Consider the following 25440-nt stretch of genomic DNA (forward strand, 5'->3'; position numbering starts at 1 on the left):
CTGATGTATGAAGCCTATTACGGCTTGAGCGGCAAACCATTCCAGCTCAATCCCGATCCCAGTTTTTACTTCGCCAGCAAGCAGCACCGGCGTGCCAAGGCCTACTTGGACTACGGTGTGCTGCGCAACGAGGGGTTCATCGTCATCACCGGCGAGATCGGCGCCGGGAAAACCACCATCGTGCGTGGCCTGCTGGACAGTCTCGACCCGGGCAAGGTCGTCGCCGGCAACGTGGTCAGCACCCAGCTGGAGGCCGAAGACACCTTGCGCATGGTGGCCGCTGCATTCGGCGTGCGCACCAAGGACGCGACCAAGGCCGACCTGCTGATGGCCCTCGAGGCCTTCCTGGTCGGTCAGACGGTGCAGGGCAAGCGCTGCCTGTTGATCGTGGACGAGGCGCAGAACCTGACGCAGTCGGCGGTGGAGGAGCTGCGCATGCTGTCGAACTTCCAGTTCGGCAACCAAGCGCTGCTGCAGAGCTTCCTGGTCGGCCAGCCGGAGTTCCGCGACATCCTGCAGCATCCGCAGATGCAGCAACTGCGCCAGCGCGTGATTGCCGCCTGCCACATCGGGCCGCTCGACCAGGAAGAAACGCAGGGCTACATCGAGCACCGGCTCAAGTGCGCGGGTGGCACGGGGCGGCCACAGTTCGAGTCCGAGGCCTTCGTCGAGATCTTCGGCGCCAGCGGCGGGATCCCCCGGCGCATCAACGCGATCTGCGACCGGCTGCTGCTGTTGGGCTTCTTGAATGAAAAGGACACACTGACCGCCGAAGATGTGAGCGCTGTCGCGCAGGAGATCCGCGAGGAATCGGGGCTGACCCGGGTGGTCGTGGCGCCATCGGAAGGCGCTTGGTCGACAGCGCCAACCGGCGACGACCTGGGGAGCCTGCAGTTCGACCCGGAAGCGCTGGATGGAATGGAGGCGCAGATCTCCCACTTGGACCGGGAGCAGCATGGCGACCGCCTGCAGCGCCTGGAACGCAGCTTGCTCCGGTTGGAGCGCATCAACCTGGAGGTGCTTGCGATGCTGAAGAAACTTGCCGCGGCCGCGCGCCGCGGGGGAGAGGACAAGACGCCATGACCACTGCTGCGCCCATCACCAATGCGCTGACCATCGACGTCGAGGACTACTTCCAGGTTTCGGCGTTCGCGCCGTACATCCGCCGAGACGAGTGGGAGACGCGCGAATGCCGCGTCGAACGCAATGTGCACCGCATCCTGGACATGCTGTCCGCCCACGGCGCGAAGGCGACGTTCTTCACGCTGGGCTGGATCGCCGAGCGCTATCCGCAGCTGGTGCACCGCATCGTGGCCGAAGGCCACGAGCTGGCCAGCCATGGCTACGGCCACGAGCGCGCCAGCGACCAGAGCGAGCAGGTGTTCCTGGCCGACATCCGGCGCGCCAAGCAACTGCTGGAAGACCTGGGTGGCGTGGCGGTGCAGGGCTACCGTGCGCCCAGCTTCTCGATCGGCACGCGCAACCTTTGGGCGTTCGACTGCCTGCAGACTGCCGGCTACCAGTACAGCTCAAGCATCTACCCGATCCAGCACGACCACTACGGCATGCCGGATGCACCGCGCTTTGCGCATTCGGTGCGCGAAGGCCTGCTGGAGATTCCGGTGACCACGCTGCGCATGCTGCAGCGCAACCTGCCGTCCAGCGGTGGCGGCTACTTCCGCCTGCTCCCCTACGGGCTGTCGCGCTGGATGCTGCGCCGTGTGAACGCGCAGGACCGCGAGGCTGCGATCTTCTACTTCCACCCCTGGGAGATCGACACGGAGCAGCCGCGCGTGGAGGGCATCGATGCCAAGGCGCGGTTCCGCCACTACGTGAACATCGACCGGATGGAGGCGCGGCTGGATCGCCTGATGGGCGACTTCAAGTGGGGGCGCATGGACGAGATCTTCCTCCGTCCCGCGGCCACGCCCGCCTGAGTCGCCGATGCTGACCATCAAGCGACTGCTGCCCGGTGATGCGGAGGGCGCCCGGCATTGGGATGCCTTCGTGCACCAATGCCCAGAGGCCAGCTTCTTCCACCGTGCCGGTTGGCAGACCCTGCTGCGCGACATCTTCCGGCACGACAGCCATTTCCTTTACGCCGAGGACAACGGTGCCATCCAGGGCGTGCTGCCGCTGGGCCACGTCAAGAGCCGCTTGTTCGGCAATGCGCTGGTGAGCCTGCCCTTCGGTGTCTACGGTGGCGTGGCGGCCAGCCAGCCCATGGCGGCGCAACTGCTGGAGCAGGAGGCGCAGAGCCTGGCGCGCCGGCTGGATGTCGACCACCTCGAGCTGCGCAACGTGCAGCGCCGGCATGCCGATTGGCCCTTGCAGGACCTGTACGTCACGTTCCGCAAGAGCATCGTCGCCGACGACGAGGCCAACATGCTCGCCATCCCGCGCAAGCAGCGCGCCATGGTGCGCAAGGGCATCAAGAACGGGTTGCTGAGCACGGTCGATCCCAACGTCGACCGCTTCTTCGCGCTCTACGCCGACAATGTGCACCGCCATGGCACGCCGGCCATGTCCAGGCGCTACTTCCAGGCGTTGCTGACGACCTTCGGCAAGGACTGCGAGGTGCTGACCGTCACCTCGCCGGAAGGCCGCCCGCTCAGCAGCGTGCTGAGCTTCTACTTCCGCGACGAGGTGCTGCCTTACTATGCCGGCGACGACGAGGCCGCGCGCGACCTGGCCGCCAACGACTTCAAGTACTGGGAACTGATGCGCCATGCGGCGGCCCGCGGCGCGCGCGTGTTCGACTACGGGCGCAGCAAGCAGGGCACGGGCTCCTTCGCGTTCAAGAAGAACTGGGGATTCGAGCCGCAGCCGCTGCACTACGAGTACCAGTTGTACAAGCGCGATGCGGTGCCGCAGAACAATCCATCGAACGCCAAGTACCAGTTCGTCATCCGCACCTGGCGGCGCCTGCCGCGTGCGTTGGTCAACTTCGTCGGCCCGCACATCGTGCGCAACCTGGGCTGACACTGCATGGCCACGCTGCTGTACCTGGTGCACCGCATGCCTTACCCGCCCAACAAGGGCGACAAGGTGCGGTCGTACCACCTGCTGCGGCACCTGCAGCGCTCGCACCGCGTGCTGCTGGCCACTTTCATCGACGATCCGCAGGACGCAGTGCACCTGCCGGCGCTGCGCGCGATCTGCCCCGATCTGCATGTGGCGCCGCTGCATCCGCGCCGTGCCAGGTTGCGCAGCCTTTCCGGGCTGCTGCGCGGCGAGGCTTTGACGCTGGCGTACTACCGCGACGCTGGCCTTGCGCGCTGGGTGCGCGAGACGCTGGCCGCCGAGACCGTCGATGCCTCCGTCGTGTTCTCCTCGGCCATGGCGCAGTACGCACCGCCCGATCTGCCGATGCTGGTGGACTTCGTGGATCTGGATTCGGCCAAGTGGACCCAGTACGCCGCAGCGCGGCCATGGCCGATGTCGTGGCTCTACCGGCGCGAGGGTGAGCGTCTGCTGGCGTTCGAGCGCGCCGTCGCGCGGCGTGCACGGCGTTCGTTCTTCGTCACGCCGCAGGAGACGGAACTGTTCCGGGCCCAGGCACAGGACAGTGCGGCGAACGTCGAGCCTCTGTGCAACGGCGTGGACGCGCAGTTCTTCGCGGCCGACCCGCAGCGCGCCTCGCCGTACGCGCCGGACGAATTGGTGCTGGCGTTCACCGGAGCCATGGACTACTGGCCCAACATCGATGCCGTCAGCTGGTTCTGCGCCGACATGTTGCCGGCGCTGCGCCAGCGCTGGCCGCGCCTGCGCTTCTACATCGTCGGGCGCAATCCGGTGCCTGCCGTGGCTGCGCTGGCGTCCGAGGCCGTGACCGTGACCGGCACCGTGGACGACGTGCGCCCCTACCTGCAGCATGCGGCGCTGGTCGTTGCGCCCTTGCGTGTGGCGCGCGGCATCCAGAACAAGATCCTCGAAGCCATGGCCATGGCCAAGGCCGTGGTGGCGACCACCGAGTGCGCCCACGCCATCGGTGCCCGCGATGGCATCGAGATGTTCCCCGCCGCCGACGCCGCCGCCTTCATCGCGCAGGTGCAGGCGCTGCTGGACGATGCGCCGCTTGCGGCTGCCGCGGGCACCGCGGCACGCGCCAAGGTTCTTGCCAGCTTCAGCTGGGACGCCCACCTGTCCGGCATCGACCGACATCTCCCCTTGGCACCGGCCGCGCCGGCGCTCGCCCCGACATGACCGCCAGCATCGCTCCATCCCCATCCACGTCGGGCCTGCCCGTCCATTGGCGCCGGCCCCTCGCGCTGCTGGTCGTGACGCTGGCGGCCGTGCTGCTGCTGTACCGTGACACGGCCCAGGCCATGGTCTCGATCTGGCTGCGCTCGGACACCTACGCCCACGGCCTGCTCGTGCCCCCCATCGTGCTGTGGCTGGTGTGGCGGCAGCGGCACCGGCTGGCCGAACTCGTGCCGGAGCCCAGCTTCGTGGCCGTCGTGCTGATGTGCGGTGCTGCGCTGCTGTGGTTGCTGGGCGATCTGGTGGCTGTCAACGCCGCCACGCAACTGGCCTTGACCATGCTGCTGGTGCTGGCCGTGCCGGCGGTGCTGGGTTGGCAGGTGGCCTGGACGCTGCTGTTTCCGCTGAGCTTCATGTTCTTCGCCGTGCCCATCGGCGACTTCATGATGCCGCGCCTGATGGAGTGGACGGCCGATTTCACGGTCCTGGCGGTGCGCCTGACCGGCATTCCGGTGTACCGCGAAGGCCAGCAGTTCGTCATTCCCTCGGGCCATTGGTCGGTGGTGGAGGCCTGCAGCGGCATCCGCTACCTGATCGCCTCGGTCACCGTCGGTGCGCTGTTCGCCTACCTGAACTACCAATCGGCACGCCGGCGCGCGCTGTTCGTGCTGGTGTCCATCCTCGTCCCGGTCATTGCCAACTGGCTGCGCGCCTACATCATCGTGATGCTGGGCCACTACTCCGGCAACACCATCGCCACCGGCGTCGACCACCTCATTTATGGCTGGTTGTTCTTCGGCATCGTCATCATGCTGATGTTCGCCATCGGCGCCCGCTGGTCCGAACCGACCCCCGATCTGCAGGCCTCGCCGGTTGCCGTGGGCGGCGCGGTGGCCCGCGTCCGTCCGGTCGTGCTGGTGGCGCTGGCGTTGGTGGCTTGGGCGCCCCACGGGGTCGTGTGGGCGCTCGAACGCGCGCAGAACCACACCATGCCGCAGCTGGCCCTGGCCACCGGCCTACAGGACGGCTGGCAGGCCACGGAGCGGCCCTCGCCGGGGTGGAAACCTGCATTCCAGAACCCCTCCGCCGAACTGTTCCAGGGCGCAACCAAGGACGCCCAGCCGGTCGGGCTGTACATCGGCTACTACCGCAGCCAGAACGCCGAGCGCAAGCTGGTGTCTTCGACAAACCTGCTGGTGCCGTACTCCGACAAGGACTGGGCCGAAGTCGGCGCAGGCACGGCCAGTGCGCCCTGGCCCGGTGGCGCCGTGCCGGTGCGGCAGGCCGAGCTGCGGGCCTCGCTCGTCGGCAGCGCGGACGCGGTGCGCCTGCTGGCCTGGCAGGTGTACTGGGTCAATGACCGCCTGATCGCCAGCGATGCGCTGGCCAAGGTGCATGGCGCGCTGTCGCGCCTGCTGGGGCGGGGCGACGATTCGGCCGTGGTCGTGGTGTACACGCCGATCCGGGCTGGCGCCAACGCGCAGGAGACGCTGGCGTCTTTCGTCCAGGCCAATGGCCGGACCATCGAGGCCGGCCTGCAGCAGGCGCGGCAGCGCTGAGCAAGGAGCGGCAGCATGTGTGGCATCTCCGGCCTGTTCGACCTGCGCGGCAGGCGCGCGTACTCCCCAGCGCTGATGTCGGCCATCAACGACATCCAGGCCCATCGCGGGCCCGACGAGGCCGACCTGCATCTGGAGCCGGGCCTGGCCATGGGCCACCGTCGCCTGTCGGTGATCGACCTGGCCACGGGCATCCAGCCGCAGTTCAACGAAGACGGTTCGGTCGTCATCGTCTTCAATGGCGAGATCTACAACTACCGCGAGCTGACGGTCGAACTCAAGGCGCTGGGCCACGTGTTCAAGACGCGCAGCGACACCGAGGTCATCGTCCATGCCTGGGAGGCCTGGGGCGAGGACTGCCTGCACCGCCTGCGCGGCATGTTCGCGTTCGCGATCTGGGACCGCAACCAGCAGGTGCTGTTCCTGGCGCGCGACCGCATGGGCGTCAAGCCCATGCACTACGCGCTGCTGCCCGACGGCAGCTTCGTGTTCGGCTCCGAGCTCAAGGTCATCACCGCCCATCCCGCGTTCGCGCGGCAGATCGATCCGCTCGCGGTCGAAGAGTATTTCGCGCTGGGCTATGTGGCCGATCCGCGTTGCATCTACCGGGGCGCGTTCAAGCTGCCCCCCGGCCACAAATTGCTGGTGCGCCGTGGCATGGAGCGCCTGCCCGAGCCCCAGCCCTACTGGGATGTGCGCTTCACGCTGGACAACCCGATCAGCCTGCGCGACGCGCAGGCCGAACTGCTGCAGCGCGTCGACGAGTCGGTGCGTTTGCGGCTGGTGGCGGACGTGCCGCTGGGCGCGTTCCTGTCGGGCGGTGTGGATTCCAGCGCCGTGGTGGCGTCCATGGCGCAGGTGGATGGCAGCCGCATCAAGACCTGCGCCATCGGCTTCGACGATCCGCGCTTCAACGAATCGCAGTTCGCGCAGATGGTGGCCGACCGCTACCGGACCGACCACAGCCTGGACATCGTCGGCAGCAACGACTTCGACCTCATCGACACGCTGGCCTGGCTCTACGACGAACCCTTCGCCGACAGTTCGGCCGTGCCGACCTACCGCGTCTGCCAGATGGCGCGCAAGCATGTGACGGTCGCGCTGTCGGGCGACGGCGGCGATGAGAGCTTCGGGGGCTACCGGCGCTACCGCCTGCACCTGGCCGAAGAGCGGGCGCGTCGCGCCTTGCCGCTGGGCCTGCGCCGGCCCCTGTTCGGCGCGCTGGGCCAGCTCTACCCGAAGGCCGACTGGGCGCCGCGCGTGTTGCGGGCCAAGACCACGTTCCAGGCGCTGGCCTTTGATTCGGCCCAGGCCTACCTGCACAGCGTGTCGGTGCTGCGTGCGGACGAGCGCGAACGCCTGTATTCGGCCGGGTTCAAGCGCCAGCTTGGCGGCTACAGCGCGCTGGACATGTTCCGCACGCATGCCGAGCGGGCCGGCACCGACGACCCGCTGGCCCTGGTGCAGTACCTTGACTACAAAACCTGGCTGGTCGGCGACATCAACACCAAGGTCGACCGTGCCGGCATGGCGCACTCGCTGGAAGTGCGCGAGCCCCTGATGGATCACCAATTGATCGAATGGCTGGCGACCTTGCCAAGCGCGCTCAAGATACAGGGCCAGGAGGGCAAGTATCTGCTCAAGAAGGCATTCGAGCCGCGGCTGCCGAGCGACGTGCTGTACCGCCCGAAGATGGGGTTTTCGGTGCCGCTGGCCAGCTGGCTGCGCGGCCCCCTGGCCGAGCGCACCCGCGAGGCGCTGTTGGGCCCCCGCATGGCCGATGCCGGCTACTTCGACCCCGATACGCTGCGCAGCATGGTGCGACAGCACCAGAGCGGCCAGCGTGACTTTTCGGCGCCGCTGTGGACGTTGTTGATGTTCGAGGCGTTCTTGCGGCAGACCGAGTCCCCCTGCGTGGCCCCGGCGGCTACGCTCGCTGCATGAAGATCCTGTACCACCACCGCACGGCGTCCAAGGATGGCCAGGCTGTCCACATCGAAGAGCTGATTGCAGCGCTGCGGGCCCAAGGCCACGAGGTGCATGTCGTGGCACCCGGCGAGGTTGGCGAGGACGCCGGGACCATGGGGCAGGACATGGACTGGGTGCACCGCCTGAAGGCGCGGCTGCCAAAGGCAGCCTACGAGCTGATGGAGCTTTCCTACTCCTGGCTCGCCTACCGCAAGCTGATGGCCGCGGCACGCATCTTTCAACCCGACGTCATCTACGAGCGCTACAACTTGTTCCTGCTGGCCGGTTTGATGGCCAGTCGGCGGCTGAAGGTGCCGCTGCTGCTGGAAGTCAATGCGCCGCTCGTGCAAGAGCGTTCGAAGCACAGCGGGGGCTTGGCGCTGCAGTCTCTGGCGCGCTGGGCCGAGGGGCATGCCTGGCGCGGGGCTTCCTGGGTGCTGCCTGTTACCCAGGTGCTGGCCGACCACGTGCGCGCATACGGGGTGCCTGATGCCCGCATCGCCGTCATCCCCAACGGGATCAATGAAGCGCATTTCCAGGCTGCACCCGCGTCTGACGAGGCAAAGGCCCGCCTTGGTCTGCAGGGACGGTTGGTGCTGGGTTTCACGGGCTTTGTGCGCGACTGGCATGGCGTGGACCGCGTCATCGCCTGGATGGCCGGCACCACGGCGCCGCGCAACAGCCACCTGCTGGTCGTGGGAGACGGACCGGTGCGCGAGGAACTGCAGGACCAGGCCCGCCAACTCGGCATCGCCGACCGCGTGACTTTCACCGGCGTGGTGCACCGCGACCAGGTGCCCGCCCATGTCAGTGCATTCGATGTGGCTTTGCAACCTGCTGTCGTCGCGTACGCCTCGCCGCTCAAGCTCATGGAATACCTCGTTCTGGGCAAGGCGATCGTGGCGCCGCGAGTGCCCAACCTGCTGGAGGTGCTGACCGAAGGACAGAACGCCCATCTGTTCGAGCAGGACGTGCCTGGCGCCTTCGAAGCTGCCTTGGCCTGCGTTTGTGGCGACGCGGCGCTGCGCCTGCGACTGGAGCGGGGGGCCCGCGACACCATCGGCCGCCTGCGCCTGACCTGGGATGGCAACGCGCAGCGCGTCGTGTCCCTGGCCCAGGAGGCCGTGCGCAGCCTGTGAGTGGTGCTGCATCTGCGTATTAAGACCGCAGATCGGCCAGGGCACACGCTCATAATTCAGACCTATGCCGTCTCCACTCCGTTTGCTGCTGTTCTCCAGCCTGTATCCGAGCAGCCAGCGGCCCATCCATGGCATCTTCGTCGAGACCCGTCTGCGGGAACTGATCAAGACCGGCCAGGTTCAGGCACAGGTCGTGGCGCCGGTGCCTTGGTTCCCGTTCACCGGCGAGCGTTGGGGCGAGTACGGCCAGTTCGCCGCCACGCCGCGCCGCGAAGTGCGCAATGGTCTGCCTGTGCACCATCCGCGCTACCTGCTGGTGCCCAAGGTCGGCATGAATCTCGCGCCCTACGCAATGGCCGTGGGCGCGTTGCGAACGGTGCGCCGGCTGCAGCGCGAGGGCTTCGACTTCGACCTGATCGATGCCCACTACTACTACCCGGACGGCGTGGCCGCTTCGCTGCTGGCGCGCTGGCTTGGAAAGCCTTTCGTCGTGACCGCCCGCGGCACAGACTTGAACCTGATTCCGCGGTACCCGTTCCCGCGCAAGCTGATCCTGGAGACGGCACGCCGCGCAGACGCCTCGATCGGCGTGTGCCAGGCCTTGATGGACAGCCTGCGCGATCTGGGTGCCGATGCGGCCAAGCTGCACACCTTGCGCAACGGCGTGGACTTGGAGCGCTTCGTTCCGGAGCCGCGCGATCAGGCGCGCCGCAGGCTGGGGCTGCCCGACGAGGCTCCGATCCTGTTGTCCGTGGGGCATTTGATTGAGCGCAAGGGACACCACATCGCCATCGAAGCACTGCCGCAGCTGGCACCCGACACACTGTTGGTCATCGCTGGTGGCGGCTCGGAGCGCGCGGCCCTGGAGCGGCGTGCAGCCGATTTGGGCGTGGCCGGGCGCGTGCGCTTCGCTGGCGTGGTGCCGCAGTCCGACCTGAAGTGGTGGTACAGCGCGGCCGACGTGCTGGCGCTGTGCTCCAGCCGCGAGGGCTGGGCCAATGTCTTGCTGGAAGCGATGGCATGTGGCACGCCTGTGCTGGCGACCGACATCTGGGGTACGCCGGAAGTGGTCAGCACGCCGGCTGCCGGCGTGCTGATGCCTGAGCGCTCGGCAGCTGGCTTCGTGCAGGCCTTGCAGCGCTTGCTGAGCAGCCTGCCCGAGCGTGCGGCGACGCGTCGGCATGCCGAAACCTTCTCATGGGACGCCACCACGCAAGGGCAACTGCACCTGTTTCGCCGTGTCCTTGCGCGCAAGCTAGTCGAGCAGTCTGGTGACTGAAGCCCGGCCGCTGCACATCGTCCATTTCGTCTACCGGTTTTCGATTGGCGGGCTGGAGAACGTGATCGTCCAGTTGATCAACCGCCTGCCTGTGGAGCGCTACCGGCACACCGTGGTGTCGTTGACCACCGTCGACGATTTCCGCCACCGGGTGACGCGGCGCGACGTTGAATTCATCGCCCTCGACAAACCCGAAGGCCATGCCGTGCCGCTGTACGGGCGCATCTACGCCCTGCTCAGGCGTCTGCGTCCGGATGTTCTGCACAGCTGCAACCTGGCGGCACTGGAAGTGACTCCACTGGGTTGGCTGGCACGGGTGCCCCGCCGGATCCACGCCGAGCACGGCTGGGATACGCACGACCTCGGCGGGCACAACCCGCGGTACCGCGCGCTGCGCAAGCTGTACCGCCCCTTCGTTTCGCACTATGTCGGCGTATCGAAGGACATCGACGACTACCTGGGCCAGGCCATCGGCGTGCCGTCGACGCGCCGCTCGCTGATCGCCAATGGGGTGGACACGGAATGGTTCGCGCCCGCCGGCGAACCGCGCAGCGCCGTGCCCGGTTGTCCGTTCAGGCCTGGCGAGCACTGGTTGATCGGCACGGTCGGGCGCCTGCAAAGCGTGAAGAACCAGCCCGCGTTGGCACGGGCCTTCGTCGAACTGCTGCGCCTGCACCCTCGCGCCGCCGAGCGCGCGCGCCTGGTGTTCGTGGGCGAAGGACCGCTGGCCATCGAGATCGATGAAATCCTGCGCCAGGCCGGGCTGCGCGATCTGGCCTGGCTGGCCGGTGCGCGCAGCGACGTGCCCGACGTGCTGCGCATGCTTGACTGCTTCGTGCTGCCTTCGTTGATCGAAGGCACATCCTGCACACTGCAGGAGGCCATGGCGTGCGGCTTGCCCATCGTGGCCACTGCGGTCGGCGGAACACCGGAAGTCATCAGGGACGGCACGAACGGCATGCTGGTGCCCGCGCAGGACGATGCCGCCATGGCCAAGGCACTGGCCGCCTACTTCGACGATGAGATGCTGGCGCGGCACCATGGGTCGGCGGCCCGGGCCGAGGCCGAACAGCACCATGCGCTGTCGGCGATGGTGCGCCGTTACGATGCGCTCTTCGCACAGCCTTCCTGAAGCTGAACCTCGAGAACAACGGACATGGAAGCTGCACTGTTCACATTGGATGTGGTCCTTCTGCTTGTGTTGATCGTGGCCATCCGCACGTCGGACCGGCGGCCGCGCGAGGAGCGCGATCTGGGATTTCTCTCGTTCCTCAACGCCAAGACGGACCCGGTGCAAAAGAGCCTGAGGGCCGCAGAGGGACGGCACGATGCGTGACCTGATGATGTTGGGGATGATGTTGCTCATCGTCCCGGTAACCCTGTCGAACGCGTTTGCTGCCTACATCGTGTGGGGATGGACCGCGGTGATCGCCGTGCCGTCCTACATGTACGGGTTCATGGGCTCGCTGCGCTACAACTTCTTCTTCGCGCTCGTCACACTGGTGCTGGTGGCGATGGGCCGCGCCACCGACAAGAGCGGGTTCAAGCTCAACCGCACAAGCGCACTCATCCTGCTGTTCGTCGCGCACACCACCGTCAGTGCGGTGCTGGCAGAGCCCAGTGCCACCCGCAATGTGGAGATCTATACCGACTTGCTGAAGTCGGTGACCTACTGCCTGGTGATGTTCCTGTTCGTCAATTCCCGGCTGCGGCTGCACGCAATGTTCATTGCCATCGCGCTGGGCCTGGGGTTCCATGGATTGGTCGAAGGCATGAAGACGCTCGCGAGTGCGGGCGGGCACAAGATCGTCGGGCTGCCGGGCACCAAGATGTCCGACAACAACCACTTTGGCGTTGCACTGGTCATGGTCCTGCCCGTGCTGCTGTATCTCTACCAGTATTCCAAGATCCGGCTCGTTCGCTGGGGGTTTCTGGGGGTGCTGCTCATGACGGTCATGGCCATCATCGGCTCCCAATCGCGCGGCGCCTTCCTGGCCATGGCGTTGATGGCCATGGCGCTGCTGATGACGACCCGACGCAAGGTGCTGGCATCGTTCATGGTCGTTGTCGGCGCTGTACTGGTGCTCGCGCTCAGTCCTGCAGAGTGGTTCGAGCGCGTCGAATCGATCGGGAGTGCGGGAGAGGACTCGTCCTTCATGGGCCGTGTGGAGGCCTGGAATGTGGCCACTGCGCTGGCGTTGCAGAACCCTGTCTTCGGCACCGGTTTCCATGCCATGCAATCGCCGGAGGTCTGGTTCCGCATCCGGCCGCGGGATGGCCTGCTGTCCGGCGCTCTGTCCGGCAATGTCGTACTGGCCGACTTTGCCAAGGCCGCGCACAGCATCTATTTCGAGGTGCTGGGCGACCACGGCTTCGTTGGGCTGCTGATCTTTCTGGCTCTGCTGGTGAACGTCTTCTTCACAGTCGGGCAGATCCGCAGGATGACGGCCAAACGCCAGGACCTGCTATGGGCGCGGGACATGGCCGACGCGCTCGGCCTTGCGTGCTTCGGCTTCGCAGTGGGCGGGGCGGGGGTCAGCCTCGCGTACTTTGAAGTGTTCTATGTCGTCGCGTGCCTGACCGAGGCGCTGCGGCAATATCTGTTGCGCCAGCCGGCGATCGGTCCACCGGCCAGGGCGGGCTGAGGCGCGCAGCGGCCCGAGCACCATGCCGCCGATGGTTTCCGATACCGCTTCGACCACTCCATCCGATGACGTGGCGATGCGCCTTGCCGGCCTGCAGGCACATCTGCAGCAGTACGGCGTGGGGGATTGGAGCCGGTCTGCCGATCTGTTCCTGACGCCGGCATGGTGCACGCAGCTTGCCGCCCATGGTTTCGTGGAGCGGCCGCGGCCGTGGCTGCCGATGCTGGTCGACGAGGCGGCGCGCGCGGCCTTGATGCTGCCGCTTGCGGAAACCGGAGATGGCCTGCGCAGCCTCAGCAACTACTACTGCAGCCTGTACGGTGCGGTTGGCCACGGCATGCCGGGGCCGGACTGCTGGGTGGCGCTGGCGCGCCAGTTGTGGCGGCATCCGCACGGCGCCATCCTGGATTTGCAGCCGCTGGCGGACGATGCGGGCTGGCGTCTGGCGCTGGAGCGGGCTTTGCGGCAGGCCGGGTACTGGGTCGATGGGTACTTCTGCTTCGGGAACTGGTACCTGCCGGTGGCCGGGGTCGGTTTCGATGCCTACCTGGCTGCACGGCCGTCGGCTTTGCGGCACAGCATCGAGCGCGGCCGGCGTCGGTTGCAACGCCATGGCGGCGACAGGCTGACGATCCACACCGCAGCCGGGGCGCCACTGGATGCCGCGATGGCGGCATTCGACGACGTCTATGGGCGCAGCTGGAAGGAGCCTGAGCCCAGTCCGCGGTTCATGCCGGAACTGATGCTGCTGGCCGCTCGCGAGGGCTGGCTGCGGCTGGGCGTTCTGGAACTGGATGGGCGGCCGATCGCTGCGCAGGTCTGGTTGGTACAGGCCGGCAAAGCCAACATCTACAAGCTGGCCTACGTGCAGGGCTTCGAGCGCTTCTCGCCAGGGTCGGTTCTGACCGCGGCGCTGATGGCCCACGTGATGGACGTGGACCGCGTGCGCGAGGTCGACTACCTCACGGGAGACGATGCCTACAAGCGCGACTGGATGACCCATCGCCGTGAGCGCACCGGGTTGATCGCCTTCCATCCCTTGCGGCTGCGCGGCCTGCTCGCGGCGGCGCGCCACTACGGTGGAAAGCTCCGGCGTCGCCACCGGGAAGGTGTGGCGCCGCCCTAGCACGGGCAGGCTCAATCAGGGCAGGCGCTGGAGCCAGGCCAAGGTCGCTTCCTCGGCGGTCTGGCGCGCCGCAGGCGAGGCCAGTGTGTGGTCTGCGCCTGTCAGACGGTGCCATTGGACTCCCGGTCGGTTTCGGGCGGCGGTCCAGTCGCGGTCCTGGCGGAATTGCTCCTCGAACTCCCGGGCGGTCCAATCTTCGGTGCTCAGCAGCACCAGCAGGTGGCCGCGCACCGCGCACCATCCGGCAGCCATGCGCTGCTGGAAGCTGGCCGCGCTCGTGCTCCGATGGCGCCGCGCCAGCCGCAGCAAATTGCCCAACAGATCGCGCATGGCATGCATGCCGACTTCGCCGCGCAGCAGCTTGAGCCAGAAGCTGGACTGCACCAGCCTGGCACGGTAGTAATGTTTGACATGGGTCTGCGCAAGGCTTTGCTCCGAGCGGACCCAGGGATTGAGCAGGGCGACACCTGCCACGCGGTCGTCGCCCGTGGCATCCATGTACAGCAGGCTGGCGGAGGCGCCATCACACAGGCCCCAGAGCACAGCCTTTTCGACGCCCGGGGTGCGCAGCAGTGCGCTGATGCCGGCGTCAATGTCCTGCTGCAGACTCTCGAAGCCGCGGGGCGCGCCACTGCTGTCGCCCATGCCACGTACGTCGAAACGCAGCACGGCATGGCCAGCCGCGGCCAGCCGCCGCGCCAGCGCGACGAACTGACGATGGCTGCCCGCACGGATCTGGGGCCCGCCGACGACCACCACCAAGCCCACGGCCCGGCATGGCTCGCCGACCGGGGGCGTGGCAAGCACCCCCTGCAGGAGCTCGCCCGCGCAGTCGATGCCCAAGGCCGTTTCGTCGTAGCGGTTTGCTGGGGTCATGCCGGCATTGTTTCTGCTGACGGCTGTGCGAGCGCCGCCACTGTGGCTTCGAGCAGCGCGGGCGCTTCCTTGATCTCGGCCGATTGCCAGAAGGCCGGCCCCTGCGCGACGAGTCCTTCCACTTGCCACCCGGCCTGCTGCCACAGCGACAGCGTGCGCTTTCCAAAGGGGCTCAACGCAGCCTGGGCCGCAGACCCCACTTCCATCCAAACCAGTTGCCGGGCCGTGCCGCCGGCAGGCGGGGGCACGAGCCGGCTCGCCTGCAGTCCGGCCGCCAGGTCGGGATGCAGTGCATAGCCGGCGACCTGCAATGTTTCTCCGGCAGCCAGTTGCCGGCGCAATGCATCCATGGCGCCCCTGGCACGCCCTGCGTCGTCGGGAGCGGCCAGCATGTCTGCAGCCAGCCGCAGCCTCAGGAATTGCTGCAGCTGCATCGTTCCGTCCGCGAACGAAGGCTGCCAGAACAGAAGGTGGCAGGGTTGGTCCAGCGCGCGCGCTGCATCGGCAGCCAGCAGGCATCCGGCGCGGATTCCCCAGATCCACAGCGGCAACGCGCCATGTGCTGCCAGGGTGCCGGCCAGCCACCGGTGGGCGAGCAGCAAGTCCTGGATCCACAGCGGCCAGCGCGCGTCCCCGAAGTCGCCGGAGCTGTCGCCACAGCCGAGCAGATCGATCTGCAGCACCGCATGGCCGGCCGCTGCAAGGGCGCGGGCCTGCAGCGCGGCCATCCGGCGCGTCTTGTTGAGCTCTTCGGCAAAGGGGGCTGCCTGCAGCACCATGCCGCGCGTCACGCCCTGCGCTGCGTGGTAGATGCAGTAACGCTGGCCATCGGCCGCAGGCAGGAAGAAGGCCCGCGGGCCGTCGGCCATCATTGGGTCCGGTGCAGGACGTCGTCCAGGAAGTCCGCCAGCGATCCGGCGGTGGCGAACACGCGGCCATCCAGTTCGTCATCCGGCAGCATGACACCGAAGTGCTGCTCCAATGCAGAGATCAGGGAAACGATGGCCATGGAGTCGAGCTCGGGCAAGGCATCCAGCAGCGGCGTGTCGGCATCGAAGCCGGCGCTGCGCCCGCCGAGACCCAGCGTCTCGTCCAGAACATGCAGCACGTCGGGCAATACGGACATCGGGCGGCGCGGTTGAGCTTCGGGAGCGCCATTCTAGGGGGCGCATGCGATACTTTTCCGATGCCTTCGCCCTCGCTGCTCCAGGATCTCGTGGCACACGCCGCAGAGCGTGGGCCGCAGACCGTGGCTTTGCGCGCCGATGGGGTATCGACGACGTACGCCGCATTGCAGCTTGCTGTGTCGGATCGGGCATCGGCATTGGTGGCGCTCGGGGTCGGGCGGTCCGAGCGGGTTGGGGTCTGGCTCGACAAGTCCGTGGAGATGGTGGTTGCCTGCTTTGGCGCCGCAGCGGCTGGCGGGGTCTTCGTGCCCATCAACCCGGTGCTCAAGCCTGCCCAGGTCGTGCATGTGCTGGCCGATAGCGGCGCTTGCGTGCTCGTGACGTCCGCACATCGTTTGGCCATGCTGGCGCCGCTGCTGGCCGGCTGTAGCGCACTGCGCCATGTCATCGTGGCCGATGCGCGCGGAGACGCGCCCGTGCTGCCTGCGACCGTCGCCTGCCATGCGCGGGGCGATCTCGCCGGCCTGCCGCGTCGGCCAGCGCATGGGGTGATCGACCACGACATGGCCGCCATCCTCTACACCTCGGGCAGTACGGGCCTGCCCAAAGGGGTGGTGCTGTCGCACCGCAATCTCGTGGCTGGAGCCGCCAGCGTGGCTTCTTATCTCGACAACCATGCGGACGACACCCTGCTGGCCGCCTTGCCGCTGTCGTTCGATGCGGGGTTCAGCCAGCTCACCACGGCGTTCCACAGCGGTGCACGGGTGGTGCTGCTGAATTACCTGCTGCCCCGCGACGTGCTGCGCGCCCTGGTGGACGAGCGTGTCACGGGGCTGACCGCCGTGCCGGCGCTCTACATGCAGCTGGCTGCGCTCGAATGGCCCGAGGCGATCGGGACGCACCTGCGCTACTTCGCCAACACGGGAGGCCACATGCCGCGCGACACGCTGGCGGCCTTGCGTCGGCGTGTGCCGCAGGCGCGTCCGTTTCTGATGTATGGGCTGACCGAGGCATTCCGCTCCACCTATCTGCCACCCGAAGAGGTAGAGCGCCGTCCTGATTCCATCGGCAAGGCGATTCCCAATGCCGAAATCCTGGTGTTGCGCGAAGACGGGTCGGCCTGCGAACCCAACGAGCCCGGGGAGCTGGTGCACCGTGGCGCCTTGGTCGGCCTGGGCTACTGGAACGACCCCGAGCGGACAGCCGAGCGCTACCGCCCATTGCCCCGGCGCGACGCTGGCTTGCCGATGCCCGAGTACGCCGTGTTTTCCGGCGATACCGTGCGCATGGACCAGGACGGTTTTCTCTATTTCATCGGACGCCGCGACGAAATGATCAAGTCGTCCGGCTACCGCATCAGCCCGACCGAGGTGGAAGAAGTGTTGTACGGCACCGGCCTGGTCGCCGAATGCGCGGCCTTCGGTGTCGCGCACCCAGTGCTTGGTCAGTGCGTGCAGGCCGTTGCCATGCCGGCCGCCGGCGTCGTGCTGGATGCTGCGCAGCTGTTGAGCGCCTGTCGCACCGCCATGCCAGCCTACATGGTGCCCACGGATGTGCGGATCGTGCCGGGCCCCTTGCCGCGCACCCCGAATGGCAAGATCGACCGCAGGCGCCTGGCAGCCGATGTGGAGCAACTGCATGGTGCCTGACGAGCGCGCTGCGCCGGCTCCTCGGGCCAGGCTCCAGCATGCCGACATCGTGCACTTCCCCGTGCGCGACGGCGAACTCGTGGTGGGAGGGGTGCCGTTGCGGCGCCTGGCCGCCCGCGTGGGCCAGACGCCGTTCTATGCATACGACCGCGGTGTGCTGCGTGCCCGCGTCGAGGCGCTGCGTGCCGTGTTGCCGCAGGCCGTGCGGCTGCACTACGCGATGAAGGCCAACCCGATGCCCGCCCTGGTTGCGTACATGGTGGGCCTGGTCGATGGCATCGACGTGGCCTCAGCGGGCGAGTTGAAGGTGGCACTGGACGGGGGCGCCGATCCGCGCGAGGTCAGTTTCGCCGGCCCCGGGAAGCGCGATACAGAACTATGGCAGGCGGTGGCATCCGGCGTCCTGGTCAACCTGGAGTCGGCGCGCGAGATTGCCCCGCTGGCCGAAGCGGCGCAGGCGCTGGGCGTGCAGGCACGCGTGGCCATCCGGGTCAATCCGGACTTCGAGCTCAAGGGTTCGGGCATGAAGATGGGTGGCGGCGCCAAGCCGTTCGGCGTGGATGCCGCGCAGGTGCCGGGCCTGTTGCGTGAGGTGGCCGGTGCGGGCCTGGCGTTCGAGGGGTTTCACCTGTTTGCTGGCTCGCAGAACCTCAGCGCAGGTGCCATCTGCGAGGCGCAGCGCCAATCCTTCGACTTGGCGGTGCACTTGGCCTCCCACGCGCCAGCGCCCGTTCGCTTGCTCAACCTGGGCGGTGGATTCGGCATCCCTTATTTCCCGGGTGAGCAGCGGCTGGCGTTGGCGCCCATCGCCGACAACCTGTCGGCACTGTGCGACAGGGCAAGCCGGGAGCTGCCGGGCGCGCAACTGGCCCTCGAATTGGGCCGTTACCTGGTGGGCGAAGCGGGCATCTACGTCTGCAGGGTGATGGATCGCAAGACCTCCCATGGCCAGACCTTTTTGGTGACGGACGGAGGACTGCACCATCACCTGGCCGCTTCCGGCAATTTCGGCCAAGTGGTTCGCCGCAACTATCCCGTCGCGATCGGTACGCGCGCCGCGGAGCCGCAGACGCAGGTCGCCAGTGTCGTCGGGCCGCTCTGCACGCCGCTGGACGTGCTGGCGGACCGCATGCTCCTGCCGCCGGCAGGCATTGGCGACCTTGTCGTGGTGTTCCAATCCGGCGCATACGGCGCCTCTGCGAGCCCGCACGCTTTCCTTGGCCATCCCGCGCCGATCGAGGTGCTCGTGTAGCGCCTTCGCTGGGTTCCCTGCATCCTGCGCGGCCCACGTGCCGCCTGCAGGGTGCCATCGCCGAAAGCATGCAGTGGCACGTGCCACGGATCCGATCCACATGGTTGTTGTACCCAGACCTCCAAGCGCGAGCACTCCAAATGCCGAGCACGCGAAAACAAGAGAAGAAGCATGGCTAGTTTTCGCAAAGCGATATTGATCAACTTCGCGTCGTCGTCCGGGGCGACGGTTGTCCAATTCGTCGTGTCGGTCCTGCTCGCGCGTCTGCTCACGCCACGGGAAATCGGCATTTACTCCATCACGATCGTCCTGGTGAACATTGCACATGTGTTCCGGGAGTTTGGCGTCAGCTCCTATCTGCAGCGCGAACATGATCTGACGAACGAGAAGATCCGAGCCGCAATGGGGGTTGCGTACGCATCCACCTGGTCCATTGCTGTGCTGATTTACGCTTGCAGTGGGGCCGTTGCCGCGTATTTCGGGTACGCAGAAGTCAAGCCTGTATTGGAAGTGCTGGCTTTGGGTTTCCTCTTCATCCCGTTCAGTTCTGTCATGTTGTCGTTGTTGATCCGCGACTACGATGCTGTGAAGATCGCGTGGGCCAGCGTGAGTGGCACATTGGCCTATGCCGTGACGTGCTTGAGCCTGGCCTACGCGGGCTTTGGCACGATGAGTCTGGCATGGGCCAATCTTGCCAACATCGTGGCAACAGGCCTGGCCTACATTCCCATGCGGCCCCGTGGATTGCCCTGGATGCCGACGCTGCGCAGAACGGCCGGCATCTTCAAGTTTGGCGGTGGCGCCTTGCTGTCCAATCTTCTTCAGAACGTCAACAACGCATTGCCCGATCTGATTCTCGGAAAGATCGGCACGGCAAACCAAGTGGGCTTGATCAGCCGCGCCAATTCCACGGTCAACATGTTCATGAACTTGGCTGGCTCTGCAATCAACTTTGGATCCCAGACCTATCTTGCCAAGGCTTTCCACGCAGGGCAGTCGCTTGAGCCGCTCTTGAACCGTTCAGTCGCATTGGTCACTGGAATCGGCTGGCCTGTGTTGGCGGTCACGGCCATGGTGGGCAAGGAGATCATCCTCGTCCTGTATGGAAAAGGTTGGGTCGATGCCGTGCCGGCAGTCGCGCCACTTGCCTTGGCTGCGGCGGTCAGCCTCATGTTTCACTACAACGCGGTCGCATTCAACGCAATCAACCGGCCGTACCTTTCGGCGGTTCCGTTGGTGTTCACCGCGGTCTTTCGGATCGCTCTGGCATCGTTGCTCTTCTCGGGTAGCGTTGAATCGTTTGCGTGGGTTTTGATGTGGGCGACGATTTGCCCCATGCCGATTCTGCTTGTCCTGCAAAAGCGATACTTTGGCTGCCGAATCGGCGTTTTCTTGCGGTCCCTGTTGCCAAGCTTTCTGGTGACGCTGGCTTGCAGCACTGCGTGCGTGTTGAGCTTGGTCGCGATGGATCGACTGGGGCTCGAAGTTCCGCTTTGGCGACTGCTGTGGTTGGGCGTGCTTGTTGGTGTCGTCTGGCTGCTCGCCCTCAAGGTTTTTTCTCACCCGTTGATGGATGAGTTGAACGTACTTTTGAAAAAGCTGAGGGCGTGGGTGCCCGCATACAAATGACCGTACCAATTTCCTCGTCGAGTCATGGTTCCCAAGGGAGGAAACCTGGCATCGTTTTTTGCATGCGCTATCCCGACGACCAAGGTTTCGTGTGGAAAACGATCGGACACACGCGGGATTTGGTCGCCGGGCATCTCTTGCAATTCAAGTGCTATGTTGCTTTCCCCAAGCTCACCGGAAACTCCGCGCATCGTTTTGACTTTCTGGAGCCCGTCGAGTTGGACTGTTACGACATGGCGGATGGCGCCAAGGCAAAACTGCGCGATTTCGTCGTTGGGCATGACGTGGTGGCGATTGTCTACATGAGCGCGCTTCCCAGCACTTTGGATATGGATTTTCTGAGGCGCTCGGGGTTGAGAAGCATCAACACCGAGAACGACAGCTTCGACCATGCGCGCCGCGACCCATGGGCCACCAAGTTCGCCAAATTCCTTGTCAGGCGCGTATTGCGCAGGCAGTTGCACGACTTGCACATTGCCAACGCTGTGTCGCAGGGCGAGTGGTTGCGCGCCTATGCGCAGATTCCGGCAGACCGCCTTGTCGTGATTCCGGACGGCGTGGACTGCACGCATTTCGTGCCGCGGTCTGCCAGCACGCCATCCGTTCTGGATCCCCGTTACCGTTGGGTGGTTTGCGCTGGGCAGGCACGCTCTGAAAAGCGCATCGAATGGGTGATCAGGGCCGCATCCAGGATCATCGAGAGCGGCGCGTTTCCTGATGTTGCGTTCGTCTACGTGGGCAGCGGGGGAATGCTGCCCGCCTGGAAGGAACTGGCCGCGACGTCAGGATTGGCCGACCGCTTCCATTTTGCAGGTCACCATGCCGATCTTCGTCCTTACTACCAGTCGGCGGTTCTCATGGTGCATGCCTCAGAGCTGGAGAGTTTCGGCTTGGTCATCGTCGAGGCGATGGCCTGCGGTCTGCCTGTCATTGCCTGCCGCGCCGCTGGACCCAGCGAAACGGTCGTCGACGGGGTGACCGGCTGTTTGGTTGATGTCGACGACGAGCAGGGCTTCAACGATGCCATCGACCGCTATCTCGCGCGTCCCGATTTGGCGCAGGAGCACGGATCGGCGGGGCGGGCCAGGGCCATGCAGAAGTACTCCATCTTCCGACAGGCCGCCGACATCGCTGCGGCGATCGAGGATACCTTGTCGAAACGGCGTGCGACTTCTTGAAGAATGAAGTTTTCAACCGCGGTGCATGATTGACTTGTCGATTGAGTAATTGAATGGTGAGGAAGAATGATGTTCGAAGAATTTTTCGAGGGAAGAAATCGTTCCATCGCTTGGCACTACCTGGAAAAGAAGCGCAGGCAGAACCTCGCGAAGTACCCTCAGATGTGCTGCTATTCTTTTGAGCACATCGCCCAATACATCAATTTCGATGGAAGATACGAGAAGGACGAGCTGGATTACGTTGGCCGTAAACTGGAGCGATGGATTGCGGGCAAGGTCGTTCTGGATATTGGGGCGAATATCGGAAACCACACCGTCTTCTTTGCCGAGAAGGCGGCGCATGTTTTTTCCTTCGAACCCCATCCGCGCACGTTCCAGCTTCTGAAGCTCAATTCTGAGAATTTTCGTAACGTGACCGCGTACAATCTTGGGGCCTCTGACTGCGAAAAGCAGTTGATGGCGGTCAGCCCGCTTCTGAATGTCGGTGCGACCGCGATCGTCGCAGATTCAGACCAGGCCGGCCGGGTTTCAGAAAATGAAAGAAAGATACTTTTCAATCTTGTTGCCATCGACGACGTTGCCGAACTGGCCGGTGCAGACATCGGTTTTGTGAAGATCGATGTGGAAGGGCACGAGTTGCAGGCACTGCATGGCTTGAGCCGGATATTGAGCCAGCAAAAGCCGGTCGTCATGTTCGAGCAGCACGGCAAAGAGATAGAGGGCGGCACTTCGCCTGCGCTCGACTTCTTGAGAGAGCGTGGATACCAATACCTTTACGAAGTGGTCAAGCCCGCCAGCTGGAGAACTCCGGACAGCCTGCCAGGCTTCATCCGCATGCCGTTGAAGTTCCTGGAAAAGCTGTTCCTCGGGAAACCGGACGACAGCATGGCCACGAAGCCGCTCAGCACCCTGGAGCAACGAAGCTATTTTGTTCTGATCGCGTCTGCTGTCGAATTGCAGAATTGACGGCTCATTTTTTCCCAGCCCTGTAGGCAGCCGGTCATGGGCAGGCTGGCGCCCTTTGGTGGTTCAGGCCAGCGTGCGCAGCACCTGGCGGGCGGCGCGGGCGTACTTGCCGTTGATGAAACGCATATAGCCGATGAAATGCACGAATACGGGCGCTGCCGCAGACTGGTCTGGCGTGCTGTATTTCGGCCAGGGAAGCAGCCGCGTGCCATGTGCATTGGCGACCAGGTAATTGGAAGTCACCTGTTCCGTGCCCCATTCGTTCCAGCGTCCCTGCGTGTGGTCGCGCATCTTGCGGGCAAAGTCCAGCAGTTCGTCGCGCATGCGCGGATCTGGCGCAAAGCCCGTGAAGCCGGAGCAGCCGCGCACATACAGCGGCATGCGCAGTCCGGCGACCACCATGGTGACTTCGGAAAGCGCCTGGATATTGACATAGGAGAGGCTTTGCCATGGGCGGGCATAGGCCTCAGCTTCGGCCAGTGTGACGATCTTCTGGTCGGCTTTCTCGCCGATCACGAAGCCATTGCAGCTGCGCACGGCGTCCAGCACTTCCGGTATGGGAGCCAGGGTCAGTGTGTCGGCGTCGAGCTGCACCACATAGTCGGTCTGCGCGTACTCTGAAATGGCGTAGAGGCGTTCCCAGGTGCCTCCGCGTGGAATGTCGGGGTGCACGAACTCGTCGGCGCGGCGAAATTCGATGTGCGGAATCTGCTGGCGCATGACCGCCTTGTCCTCTTCCGACAGGCTCGGATCGCAGACGACGACGATGCGGCGCGGATCGGCGTAATGGGCGAAAGATCTGGCGGCCAGCAGATAGGCATGGACGTCGCGGTGCTGCACCATGGACAGTACCGTGAAGGGCTGGGTGCCGCGTTGCAATGGACGTGCCCTGTCGATCTGGCGTGCAACCGCGTTGAAGCGGTTGGAGTGGTAGTCGCGGATCAGGCGGTTCTTGATGCGTGCAGGCAGGGAGAGCAAGTCGGGCCTCCTCGTAAGATGGGGTGGGATTCAGCGTGCCGCGTTGCGGAACATGGCCTGCAGAGCGCGCGGCGCACGACGGCCGGGCGTGTAGATGCCTGTGCGTTGGGCCAGGCCGTCCCAGAAGCCGAGCATGCAGGCCTGCCGATGTTCAGGTTGGTCCTGCAGGCGTGCCAGCACGCGCACCGTGCGCCGGTAGTTCCAGAAGGCCACGCGCAGGTAGGTGGCCAAGGACACATGCCTGCGCCACATGAGCAGGTCGTTGCGGGTGGTGTAGTAGTAGTAGTAGGGCTTGCGCACGCCGTTGTTCCAGCTATGCCAGACGCGCGCGCGGTCGACCATGCATTTGCGCAGGCCGGCCAGCCCGCAGCGGATGGAGTAATCGGTGTCTTCCGAGTAGGCGAACAGGCGCGCGTCGAGCAGGCCGACGCGCTCCAGCGTAGCGCGGGGAATGAGCAGCGCAGTGCCCCACAGGACCAGCTGCTCCGGGGTTTCGTTCTGCCAACGCCTGGCCGTGGATAGGTCCGCGGTTTCTTCAATGGTGGGCGGGTCCAGGTGGTAGCGCGAGCCCCCGTGCTGGATGCTGTCGCTGCCGCGGTGGTACAGCACCGGACTGAGCAGGCCGATGCGGTGGTCCGCCTGGGCTGCGCGCACCAGTTCGCTGAGGCAGTCGGATGCAACCTGGGTGTCGTTGTTGAGCAGCCAGACATAGTCGGCCTCGTACCGTGCCGCTGCCTGCAGCCCAAGATTGCAGCCGCCCGTGAAGCCCAGGTTCTCGGGATTGGCGAGCAGATCGATGCCCTCTTCCCGCGAAAGTACGGCAAGGGAGTCATCGGTCGAGCCGTTGTCGATGACCAGGATGTGCTGGTTCCGGTAGTCGCTGGCGCGCAGCGACTGCAGGCAGGCAAGCGTGTCGGCCGGGGCGTTCCAGTTGAGGATGACGACCAGGACCCGCGGTGCGTTCGGTGTGGGCATGGGCGTCCTACAGGAAGCGGCGCAGGATGCGCTTGAGTCGCGATGCGTCCAGGCAGTCCAGTTGCGCCGGCGTCAAGTAACGGTGCTTGCGCATCCACCGCATCGTGCTGGCGGTGTAGGCATCGTTGTTCGGGACCTTGTAGAGATCGATGTGCGCCGGCAGTCCGTGCTTGAACTGGCCGTCGTAGGTGTGCAGCAGGGCTGCATCGACCAGGTACTCGTTCCAGTGGTTCTTCTGCACATGCCCCCAATTGCCGGAGCTGCGGTTGTTGGCGATCCGAATGTCGATGCGGCGTTGGACCTGGGTCGCCGACCGGTATTGGAAATGGTTGATGAGCAGCGTTTCGGGCGCCGGCCGCAGGGGCGCCAGCCGCTGCTTGACCATGGCTTCGGTGAGCGGCACTTCAGGCTGGTGTTTGAACAGGCGCGGCTCGCCGTAATTGATGAGGTAGTGGCAGCGCTGCTCGATGGCGGGCGTCTGCGGGTCGAAGTCGGTGCTGGCGTCGCTGGGCGTCATGTAGAACTGGGCGGATCGGCTCTCGATGCAGTTGGCGCCCGTGGATTCGGCCTGTTCGATCCGGCCGAGAGGGGGCTCCGCGTACAGCTCGTCCGCGTCCAGGATGGCCATCCAGTCGCCGGTCTTGAATTCCCGCGCATGCGCGTTCAGGAGCTGGTACTTCAACTGGTCGGAAAAAGGCGTCGTCAGCAATTCGGCGCTGGCCACGATGTCGGTGAACTTCTTGGCCACCGCAAGCGTGCCGTCGCTGGAGCCGTTGTCGTAGAAGAAGATCTTCGTGAAGCCGCCCTGCTGGCGCAGCGACAGCAAGGTGTGCTCGATGATGTCCGCCTCGTCTCGGGCGATCAGGACGCCGTAGAGGTTCATGGATGCAT

General features: G+C 65.5%; 23 protein-coding genes. 17 read left to right on the plus strand and 6 right to left on the minus strand.

Annotated elements, in window-relative coordinates; genetic code table 11:
* Window positions 1-3: 3 nt before the first annotated feature.
* The 12 genes from ASF44_RS17750 to ASF44_RS17805 all read left to right on the plus strand — a co-directional run bounded on the left by ASF44_RS17750 (window position 4) and on the right by ASF44_RS17805 (window position 13919).
* Entirely contained in the window at window positions 4-1083 is a 1080-nt protein-coding gene (locus ASF44_RS17750; RefSeq protein ID WP_056900563.1) for an XrtA/PEP-CTERM system-associated ATPase, read from the plus strand.
* Entirely contained in the window at window positions 1080-1937 is an 858-nt protein-coding gene (locus ASF44_RS17755) for an XrtA system polysaccharide deacetylase (protein ID WP_056900564.1), read from the plus strand. Before ASF44_RS17750 ends, ASF44_RS17755 begins: the two co-directional genes overlap by 4 nt.
* Before the next feature lie 7 nt (window positions 1938-1944).
* Window positions 1945-2982 (plus strand): FemAB family XrtA/PEP-CTERM system-associated protein, encoded by a 1038-nt coding sequence (locus ASF44_RS17760; protein ID WP_056900565.1) that lies wholly within the window; start codon window positions 1945-1947, stop codon window positions 2980-2982.
* Between the two features lie 6 nt (window positions 2983-2988).
* Entirely contained in the window at window positions 2989-4206 is a 1218-nt protein-coding gene (locus ASF44_RS17765) for a TIGR03087 family PEP-CTERM/XrtA system glycosyltransferase (protein WP_056900566.1), read from the plus strand.
* Window positions 4203-5762 carry an exosortase A gene (xrtA, locus tag ASF44_RS17770; RefSeq protein ID WP_056900567.1) on the plus strand — a complete coding sequence of 520 codons (1560 nt, stop codon included), beginning with the start codon at window positions 4203-4205 and terminating at the stop codon, window positions 5760-5762. The genes ASF44_RS17765 and xrtA overlap by 4 nt, the downstream gene beginning before the upstream one ends.
* A 15-nt stretch (window positions 5763-5777) precedes the next feature.
* Complete coding sequence (locus tag ASF44_RS17775) at window positions 5778-7706, plus strand: XrtA/PEP-CTERM system amidotransferase (protein WP_056900568.1); 1929 nt, start codon at window positions 5778-5780, stop codon at window positions 7704-7706.
* Complete coding sequence (locus tag ASF44_RS17780; RefSeq protein WP_056900569.1) at window positions 7703-8869, plus strand: glycosyltransferase family 4 protein; 1167 nt, start codon at window positions 7703-7705, stop codon at window positions 8867-8869. The genes ASF44_RS17775 and ASF44_RS17780 overlap by 4 nt, the downstream gene beginning before the upstream one ends.
* Before the next feature lie 64 nt (window positions 8870-8933).
* Window positions 8934-10148, plus strand: coding sequence for a glycosyltransferase family 4 protein (locus ASF44_RS17785; RefSeq protein WP_056900570.1), 1215 nt, complete (start codon window positions 8934-8936; stop codon window positions 10146-10148).
* Entirely contained in the window at window positions 10141-11280 is a 1140-nt protein-coding gene (locus ASF44_RS17790) for a TIGR03088 family PEP-CTERM/XrtA system glycosyltransferase (protein WP_056900571.1), read from the plus strand. Before ASF44_RS17785 ends, ASF44_RS17790 begins: the two co-directional genes overlap by 8 nt.
* Before the next feature lie 24 nt (window positions 11281-11304).
* On the plus strand, window positions 11305-11484 hold the full coding sequence (locus ASF44_RS17795; RefSeq protein ID WP_056900572.1) for a hypothetical protein: 180 nt from the start codon (window positions 11305-11307) through the stop codon (window positions 11482-11484).
* Window positions 11477-12793, plus strand: a complete 1317-nt coding sequence (locus ASF44_RS17800) for a putative O-glycosylation ligase, exosortase A system-associated (RefSeq protein ID WP_056900573.1) — start codon at window positions 11477-11479, stop codon at window positions 12791-12793. Before ASF44_RS17795 ends, ASF44_RS17800 begins: the two co-directional genes overlap by 8 nt.
* Window positions 12794-12824: 31 nt before the next feature.
* Window positions 12825-13919, plus strand: coding sequence for a GNAT family N-acetyltransferase (locus tag ASF44_RS17805; RefSeq protein WP_235579259.1), 1095 nt, complete (start codon window positions 12825-12827; stop codon window positions 13917-13919).
* A 15-nt stretch (window positions 13920-13934) separates the two neighbouring features.
* Here the strand turns inward: ASF44_RS17805 and ASF44_RS17810 are convergent, their stop codons facing one another.
* Genes ASF44_RS17810 through ASF44_RS17820 form a run of 3 tightly spaced genes read right to left on the minus strand, consistent with a single transcriptional unit; the run spans window position 13935 to window position 15921 of the window.
* Window positions 13935-14795, minus strand: a complete 861-nt coding sequence (locus ASF44_RS17810) for a hydrolase 1, exosortase A system-associated (protein ID WP_056900574.1) — start codon at window positions 14793-14795, stop codon at window positions 13935-13937.
* Complete coding sequence (locus ASF44_RS17815; RefSeq protein WP_235579260.1) at window positions 14792-15664, minus strand: hydrolase 2, exosortase A system-associated; 873 nt, start codon at window positions 15662-15664, stop codon at window positions 14792-14794. The genes ASF44_RS17810 and ASF44_RS17815 overlap by 4 nt, the downstream gene beginning before the upstream one ends.
* Window positions 15664-15921, minus strand: coding sequence for an acyl carrier protein (locus ASF44_RS17820; RefSeq protein ID WP_056900576.1), 258 nt, complete (start codon window positions 15919-15921; stop codon window positions 15664-15666). The genes ASF44_RS17815 and ASF44_RS17820 overlap by 1 nt, the downstream gene beginning before the upstream one ends.
* Before the next feature lie 60 nt (window positions 15922-15981).
* On the opposite strand from ASF44_RS17820, the gene ASF44_RS17825 reads away from it, so the two are divergent.
* The 5 genes from ASF44_RS17825 (at window position 15982) to ASF44_RS17845 (ending at window position 22596) form a co-directional block, all read left to right on the plus strand.
* On the plus strand, window positions 15982-17571 hold the full coding sequence (locus tag ASF44_RS17825) for an acyl-CoA ligase (AMP-forming), exosortase A system-associated (RefSeq protein ID WP_056900577.1): 1590 nt from the start codon (window positions 15982-15984) through the stop codon (window positions 17569-17571).
* Complete coding sequence (locus tag ASF44_RS17830; RefSeq protein WP_082524865.1) at window positions 17561-18823, plus strand: pyridoxal-dependent decarboxylase, exosortase A system-associated; 1263 nt, start codon at window positions 17561-17563, stop codon at window positions 18821-18823. The genes ASF44_RS17825 and ASF44_RS17830 overlap by 11 nt, the downstream gene beginning before the upstream one ends.
* Before the next feature lie 171 nt (window positions 18824-18994).
* Entirely contained in the window at window positions 18995-20452 is a 1458-nt protein-coding gene (locus ASF44_RS17835) for an oligosaccharide flippase family protein (RefSeq protein ID WP_056900578.1), read from the plus strand.
* Window positions 20453-20514: 62 nt separating this feature from the next.
* A complete protein-coding gene (locus ASF44_RS17840) occupies window positions 20515-21630 on the plus strand; it encodes a glycosyltransferase family 4 protein (protein WP_056900579.1) in 1116 nt (371 codons plus the stop codon).
* 69 nt (window positions 21631-21699) lie between these two features.
* Window positions 21700-22596, plus strand: a complete 897-nt coding sequence (locus tag ASF44_RS17845; RefSeq protein WP_162243834.1) for an FkbM family methyltransferase — start codon at window positions 21700-21702, stop codon at window positions 22594-22596.
* A gap of 63 nt (window positions 22597-22659) precedes the next feature.
* Here ASF44_RS17845 and ASF44_RS17850 read toward each other — a convergent pair whose 3' ends face one another.
* From ASF44_RS17850 to ASF44_RS17860, 3 genes are read right to left on the minus strand one after another with little or no spacing between them, the layout of a single operon-like run.
* Window positions 22660-23574, minus strand: a complete 915-nt coding sequence (locus ASF44_RS17850) for a hypothetical protein (protein ID WP_056900581.1) — start codon at window positions 23572-23574, stop codon at window positions 22660-22662.
* A 30-nt stretch (window positions 23575-23604) separates the two neighbouring features.
* Window positions 23605-24549 carry a glycosyltransferase family 2 protein gene (locus ASF44_RS17855; protein WP_056900582.1) on the minus strand — a complete coding sequence of 315 codons (945 nt, stop codon included), beginning with the start codon at window positions 24547-24549 and terminating at the stop codon, window positions 23605-23607.
* Between the two features lie 7 nt (window positions 24550-24556).
* The gene (locus ASF44_RS17860) at window positions 24557-25432 is read right to left on the minus strand and encodes a glycosyltransferase family 2 protein (RefSeq protein ID WP_056900583.1); all 876 of its coding nucleotides are present in this window, start codon (window positions 25430-25432) and stop codon (window positions 24557-24559) included.
* Window positions 25433-25440: the final 8 nt, after the last annotated feature.

The sequence above is a fragment of the Pseudorhodoferax sp. Leaf274 genome (assembly GCF_001422445.1).
In the GTDB taxonomy this organism is placed as follows: Bacteria; Pseudomonadota; Gammaproteobacteria; order Burkholderiales; family Burkholderiaceae_C; genus Pseudorhodoferax.

Excerpts from the sequence above, each read along its gene's own strand:
- ASF44_RS17750 (WP_056900563.1), top strand. The coding sequence starts at position 4 with ATGTATGAAGCCTATTACGGCTTGAGCGGCAAACCATTCCAGCTCAAT.
- ASF44_RS17755 (WP_056900564.1), top strand. The coding sequence starts at position 1,080 with ATGACCACTGCTGCGCCCATCACCAATGCGCTGACCATCGACGTCGAG.
- ASF44_RS17760 (WP_056900565.1), top strand. The coding sequence starts at position 1,945 with ATGCTGACCATCAAGCGACTGCTGCCCGGTGATGCGGAGGGCGCCCGG.
- ASF44_RS17765 (WP_056900566.1), top strand. The coding sequence starts at position 2,989 with ATGGCCACGCTGCTGTACCTGGTGCACCGCATGCCTTACCCGCCCAAC.
- xrtA (WP_056900567.1), top strand. The coding sequence starts at position 4,203 with ATGACCGCCAGCATCGCTCCATCCCCATCCACGTCGGGCCTGCCCGTC.
- ASF44_RS17775 (WP_056900568.1), top strand. The coding sequence starts at position 5,778 with ATGTGTGGCATCTCCGGCCTGTTCGACCTGCGCGGCAGGCGCGCGTAC.
- ASF44_RS17780 (WP_056900569.1), top strand. The coding sequence starts at position 7,703 with ATGAAGATCCTGTACCACCACCGCACGGCGTCCAAGGATGGCCAGGCT.
- ASF44_RS17785 (WP_056900570.1), top strand. The coding sequence starts at position 8,934 with ATGCCGTCTCCACTCCGTTTGCTGCTGTTCTCCAGCCTGTATCCGAGC.
- ASF44_RS17795 (WP_056900572.1), top strand. The coding sequence starts at position 11,305 with ATGGAAGCTGCACTGTTCACATTGGATGTGGTCCTTCTGCTTGTGTTG.
- ASF44_RS17800 (WP_056900573.1), top strand. The coding sequence starts at position 11,477 with ATGCGTGACCTGATGATGTTGGGGATGATGTTGCTCATCGTCCCGGTA.
- ASF44_RS17805 (WP_235579259.1), top strand. The coding sequence starts at position 12,825 with ATGGTTTCCGATACCGCTTCGACCACTCCATCCGATGACGTGGCGATG.
- ASF44_RS17810 (WP_056900574.1), bottom strand. The coding sequence starts at position 14,795 with ATGACCCCAGCAAACCGCTACGACGAAACGGCCTTGGGCATCGACTGC.
- ASF44_RS17815 (WP_235579260.1), bottom strand. The coding sequence starts at position 15,664 with ATGGCCGACGGCCCGCGGGCCTTCTTCCTGCCTGCGGCCGATGGCCAG.
- ASF44_RS17820 (WP_056900576.1), bottom strand. The coding sequence starts at position 15,921 with ATGTCCGTATTGCCCGACGTGCTGCATGTTCTGGACGAGACGCTGGGT.
- ASF44_RS17825 (WP_056900577.1), top strand. The coding sequence starts at position 15,982 with ATGCCTTCGCCCTCGCTGCTCCAGGATCTCGTGGCACACGCCGCAGAG.
- ASF44_RS17830 (WP_082524865.1), top strand. The coding sequence starts at position 17,561 with ATGGTGCCTGACGAGCGCGCTGCGCCGGCTCCTCGGGCCAGGCTCCAG.
- ASF44_RS17835 (WP_056900578.1), top strand. The coding sequence starts at position 18,995 with ATGGCTAGTTTTCGCAAAGCGATATTGATCAACTTCGCGTCGTCGTCC.
- ASF44_RS17840 (WP_056900579.1), top strand. The coding sequence starts at position 20,515 with ATGCGCTATCCCGACGACCAAGGTTTCGTGTGGAAAACGATCGGACAC.
- ASF44_RS17845 (WP_162243834.1), top strand. The coding sequence starts at position 21,700 with ATGTTCGAAGAATTTTTCGAGGGAAGAAATCGTTCCATCGCTTGGCAC.
- ASF44_RS17855 (WP_056900582.1), bottom strand. The coding sequence starts at position 24,549 with ATGCCCACACCGAACGCACCGCGGGTCCTGGTCGTCATCCTCAACTGG.
- ASF44_RS17860 (WP_056900583.1), bottom strand. The coding sequence starts at position 25,432 with ATGAACCTCTACGGCGTCCTGATCGCCCGAGACGAGGCGGACATCATC.